We start from the raw sequence: 5740 nt of genomic DNA on the forward strand, positions 1-5740 counted from the left end.
TAGAAATGCAACCCGAAACCATAATGTCAATAACAGGAAACAAACACTACCTAAAAATTTTCAATGCGGCATTTTGTATTTAAAATGGTATAATTAAAAATTCTATTCTACTGGGTTGGAAGATATTCTGAATATTAACGGACTCGTAAAAATTGAGAATTCGTTGTATAAATTCAGCGAAGACAAAGAATATATTGTTTTAAATGGTGATTATACAATCATTTCGGGTATTGAATCCGGGCTGAAGTCCGGAGTTGTTGAAAGTGAGAACGTAGTAATATTCGATCCGGCTTCCACAAATAGTAAATTGAAATCAACAGACGTATTGGATGAAGGGATAAAAACTGTAGGTATAAGAAGGCTTATTTGGTCAGTAGAGAAATATGTTTTTAGTACAATTGTTAATTTTGATCCATATACAGGCCTGCCAACTTATAAAGTAGGATATGAGTTAAATTTGGTTATGAATCAGGAGAAATACAGGGGAATTCCCAAAAAATGGCGAAATAATGAGGCTTCTTATAATTTGGAAAACCAATATATTGATTGGAGTGAAATTGGAGTTGCCCCTACCCCCGGATATACCGGCTGGTTTCAGGATGATTATATTGGAACAACAAGGAGCACAGTTAAGGTGCACTATATAAGCAAATTATATTATTCTTCACAAGCCTTTTATAAAGATTTTGCACTTAGGGATTTCAGAGTAACTTTTTGGTCGAGTGGAATTTTAGAGGAAAATAAAATTAGTGTTGATTTATAGTGTCCACTTTTCCCGTATAAGATTACTTATCCGGGAAATTTTTACACGAATATTCCGTTTTGGTAACACACTTATCGATTAAAGGTATTTATGAAACAGTTAAAGCTCCTCGGTACATTACTATTCCTTTTGTCTATTTTGCAAATTGAAGTATTTTCCCAACATATTGTAAGTGGTTTTGTATATGACAGTCGTAGTGGAGAAGCGCTCATCAATGCCCATGTGTATAATAAAATCACAGGAAAAGGCACCCTTACTAATCCTTATGGTTTCTTTAGCTTTAAAACAAATAATGGAGATACTCTGCAACTTACAGTTTCGTATGTTGGGTATAAAAAAATAACCAAGCCCGTATTTTGTGAAAACGACACTACTTTAACAATGTTACTAGAGCCTGGACAAAGCTTGGATGACGTTATTGTTAAAGCGATAAAAATCGCTGACGAAGATTTTACCCCTGCCGGAAGAATATCGTTTACAGCGAAACAACTGGAAAAAATACCGGGTTTGCTGGGTGAAAAAGATGTAATAAAATCGTTGCAATTAATGCCGGGAATAGATATGGGAAAAGAAGGGAGTTCCGGAATATATGTCAGGGGCGGGGACCGCGGACAAAACCTGATGTTGTTGGATGGAATGCCCGTTTATAATGTTAACCATCTTTTTGGATTTTTTTCAGTGTTTACCCCCGAAATAGTCAAAAGTGTCGATGTTTATAAAGGAGGGTTTCCGGCCAGGTATTCAGGCAGGTTATCTTCAGTAATTGATATCCGGCTGAAGGAAGGGAATCTTTATAAAAGAAAATTGGATTTTACAGTTGGCACAATTTCTTCAAAACTGATTTACGAAAGCCCCATAAAAAAAGGTAAATCCTCGTTTATCCTTGCGATGAGAAGGACTTATGCTGATTTGCTTTACACCCCTTTAAACGCTATTAAACAAGAGGACATGTATAAGACAACCAAAACATGGTCGGGCTACAATTTTTACGATATTAATTTAAAATCGAATTTTATTCTCTCCTCCAAAGACCGGTTATATTTCAGCATTTACGCAGGAAGAGATAAACTATTTTTATCAGAAAAAGAAAAGTATAACCAAAGGGGGCTCTCACACCAGTCGATTGAATATGAAAAGCTTGAAAACCGTTCAGATTTTACTAACCAGTGGGGAAATCTCACCCTGTCGTCGCGTTGGAACCACCTGTTTAACGAAAAACTTTTCTCCAATACCACCATTTCATATTCTACTTACAAATACGAAACTTTGATAGGTAACAAATATTTTCAGAAATCGGCTGCCGATACTCTAAACGAACACACATCTTTCGTGAATTTATCAGAGATTGAAGACATTGGTTTAGCATCGGATTTTGATTATTTTGCTTCCCCATGGTTGAAAATACTTACGGGAGGGCGGGTAAATTGGCGCAGTTTTGTTCCGGGGAAACTCAATTTGAATTATGAATCGGAATCAAATCCCTCCGAAAACTTTTCCCGTAATGTTCACGAAACTACCGAAAGGTTGTTTGAAGGTACCTGCTATATCGAGAATCATTTGAATTTTTTTAATAAGCTATTTGTTAATGCCGGTTTGGCATTTTTAGTTACATACAATAATGGAGATAGTTTTCTTTCGTTGCAACCACGCATTATGGCGAACTATAAACTGAGTGACAATTTTGCCATGTACGGAAGCTGGACAAAAATGGCCCAGCCGTTACACCTGCTTGTTGACAATGGAAGCACGTTTCCTGTTGATATGTGGGTGCCATCTGTCAGCAGTTTAAAACCTGCCCGGTCAAATCAGTTTGACTTTGGAATAAAATATAATTTCAACAGTATATATGAATTCACGGCAGAAATGTATCACAAAAACATGAAAAATGTTGTTAACTATAAAAACGGAGAATCCTTTTTTTCCCTGGATGAAACATGGTATGAAAAAGTAACCCAGGGGAAAGGAGATTCCAAAGGAATAGAGTTTCTGATTTCGAAAGTTTCAGGAAAGCTAAATGGTTGGGTTGCCTATTCTCTTTCTGAATCAAAACGACAGTTTGATAATCTTAATAATGGGAAACCTTTCCCATTTAAATACGACAGCAGGCACCAGCTTAAAGTGGTTGGGATGTACAGCCCGAACAAAAAGATTGATTTAACAGGTTCATGGGTGTATGCAACAGGAATGCCCATTACCTTATCAATGTCCGGATATAACGGAGACCAGGGATATGCCCGTTCACCATTATATGGAATGATGAACGATCTTGGTTTTTACGACCAAATAATTTACAAGCCTGAGAACGTAACCTACTACAATGACATAAACCAGGAACATTTACCTGCCTATCATCGTTTGGATATTGGGATAAATTTTATTAAACAAAAGCGCAGGGGGGTACGCATCTGGAACTTTTCTGTTTATAATGTTTATGCTCGGAATAATCCCATGATGATTTTCTCAGAAACAGGGGATGACGGGAAAGTTGTTTATAAAAGTTTTTCGGTTTTTACTTTTGTGCCTTCTGTTAGTTACCGATTTAGTTTCAATACATTTTAATTAACACTTATGAGCCAAAAAATAGTCAGTTTATCAAAACGCATACTTGTATTATCTTCATTCATAATGCTGACAGGTTGCATGAAAGAAATCGAACTTGAAACATCGGGAGATGCGCAGGAGATAGTAGTTACCGGTTTTTTTACCGATACTTTGCCTTGGAACATAAAAATTTATAAAACGTTTAATCTAAATAAAAACGAATCTATCGACCCGGTGACAAATGCACAGGTATCGATAACGGGAAACAATACAACAATCTTTTTACAACATACCGGGAACGGGATTTATGAAGCGGATTCCTACCCACAGGCAGATGTTAATTATAATCTGATGGTTGAGATAGAAGGCCGGGCAGATATAAGTGCTCAAAGTTCGGTTCCTTTTAAAAGCGGCTTCTCGGGAATAAGTACAGACCTGACTTTACGAACGGTTGTGTCTAATTACAATGCTTATTCAGAAATGGTTTCTGCCGGATTTACAATTACACCACCTGATAATTCCAATTCCCTTTGCCGGGTAAGGGTGTTAAAGTTTGATTCAATTGCAGGATACAAACGATATTATTTTAACGAAAATAGTTTTGATAAAATGTTTGAAAATGGAATTGAACAACAAATAGTAAGTAATCTTAAAGTATTAGACGGGCAAATTGTTTTTGGTCCGTTGTGGAAAACTCTTGCACCAATAATTGGAGAAACAAGGGCATTTGAAAACTCAGGAGAAATAGAAAAGGCAACTTTTTTAGATCAGGTTGATTATCGCGCCCCTGCTGCGTTTTCAATGGAAACATGTATTTCTCCGGTTGGTGTGTTTTACCAGGCACCTTACGAGACTTATACTTTGCTCGGTGACTTTTCAGAAAAAAAATCAGTCGATATCTATACTTCTTATTTTTACGAGGGAGAATATTGGATTGAATTCATGGATTTAAGTAACGAATATTACAAATTTCAAAAAGATTATTCGCTTCAAATTTCTAACCGGGGAGATATAAGTGGAACTCCGGTTTTAGTTTACAGTAACATCATTAATGGCGTTGGAATTTTTGCCGGGTACCAAAAACAAATAGTTAGGATAGATAACTTGTCGACCAAGAAATAGAGATAATAAATTTGTGTATTTTCATTCTATAACTAATAGTTAATCTTATGAGAGATAGACGGTGGTAGAATTTATAAAAATCCATGGTCAATGAATGGATGAAGGTAATAGAACTCTATTCCCTTGAAAACTCTGATTGAAGCTTTTCTGAATTTTGATGAGGAAAAGACTGTAAATATCATTTCAAACACTTTTAATATTAGGTCTATCTTGAATACAATAAATTTAATTCTACTTTCCATCTTATTGAGCAAGTAATGCAAATTCACAAATGGAATGCTCTTTATAAACACATGTTAAAGGAGAAGGATGAATTGATGGAGAGACTAAAGAAATTGATATAGGCAAAATAGATTCCACTTTCCTATGATTTATTAACAGCGTTTTGGAGAATTATATTTTTTAAACAATAAGGTTCAAATTCTATTAAGGCAACTACGTTTTCAACAAAATAGGTTCTCCGTGTTTTTCAAAAGACCATGGATAAAGCCATTCGCTCCAAAACCGTAAGAGTTGACACTTTCCGCCGCACAAGACAGTTTCAAAAAGATATGATTTTTGTAAACTGCAATTAACCCATTTTTGAAACGGCACATCAACACATGCAATTCCTATACTCTCTATTTCTTTTTCCTTTTGAAAATTTTCCGAAAATGTTTAATACGGTGTTTACGGGTTTGAATCTTTGATTCCATAATTGCGGGTGCATGACATAGTCAAAAAGAGGAATTATTAGTTGAGTAGAACGTTTGAACATTCAAACGTTTAAACAAGCCGTTGATTGGTCAATCAAACAATCATTCAAGCGGGTTATTCTAAAAAATTGATTGAAAAATTATATTTCTGAGTCAACGAACTTACATGCAAATTACATGCAAATAGAAAGAGGCTACAAATTGTGCTTTTGTAACCTCTTTATTTTCAGTAGCGAGAGGCGGGCTTGAACCGCCGACCTCATGATTATGAAACAACAAAAGGGACGAACAATCATATGTATATATTATCAATGTACTCTTAAAAAATACTATCTTGGTTTGAAAACCTGATTTCAAGAGAGTATTTTCAGACAAAAAACTGATTGCTCTTAAAATCCATAAAATCCTTTATGAGACTGTGTGCAAATTGTGTGCAAATAAAAAAAATGAAGCAACTTCGTAAAATACACTAAGTGCTTCATTTTTAATTTGTGGGCCCACCTGGGCTTGAACCAGGGACCCCCTGATTATGAGTCAGGTGCTCTAACCAACTGAGCTATAGGCCCGGAATGATATTATTTTATAAATATCAGATTTCGGAGTGCAAGTTTACAACTTT

At 35.5% G+C, this 5740-nt stretch carries 3 protein-coding genes and 1 tRNA gene; 3 read left to right on the forward strand and 1 reads right to left on the reverse strand.

Features of this window, described 5'->3' with window-relative positions; genetic code table 11:
- Window positions 1–115: 115 nt before the first annotated feature.
- The 3 genes from K5G00_RS28640 (at window position 116) to K5G00_RS28650 (ending at window position 4426) form a co-directional block, all read left to right on the forward strand.
- Window positions 116–763: a hypothetical protein gene (locus tag K5G00_RS28640; protein ID WP_238769919.1), complete on the forward strand. Its 648-nt coding sequence runs from the start codon at window positions 116–118 to the stop codon at window positions 761–763.
- A 90-nt stretch (window positions 764–853) separates the two neighbouring features.
- Window positions 854–3322 (forward strand): TonB-dependent receptor, encoded by a 2469-nt coding sequence (locus K5G00_RS28645; RefSeq protein WP_238769920.1) that lies wholly within the window; start codon window positions 854–856, stop codon window positions 3320–3322.
- Between the two features lie 81 nt (window positions 3323–3403).
- Window positions 3404–4426, forward strand: a complete 1023-nt coding sequence (locus K5G00_RS28650) for a DUF4249 family protein (RefSeq protein WP_238769921.1) — start codon at window positions 3404–3406, stop codon at window positions 4424–4426.
- 1187 nt (window positions 4427–5613) lie between these two features.
- Here the strand turns inward: K5G00_RS28650 and K5G00_RS28655 are convergent.
- A tRNA-Ile gene (locus K5G00_RS28655) sits at window positions 5614–5687 on the reverse strand.
- Between the last annotated feature and the right edge of the window lie 53 nt (window positions 5688–5740).

The organism is Maribellus maritimus (assembly GCF_022267315.1).
Lineage (GTDB): Bacteria > Bacteroidota > Bacteroidia > Bacteroidales > Prolixibacteraceae > Draconibacterium > Draconibacterium maritimum.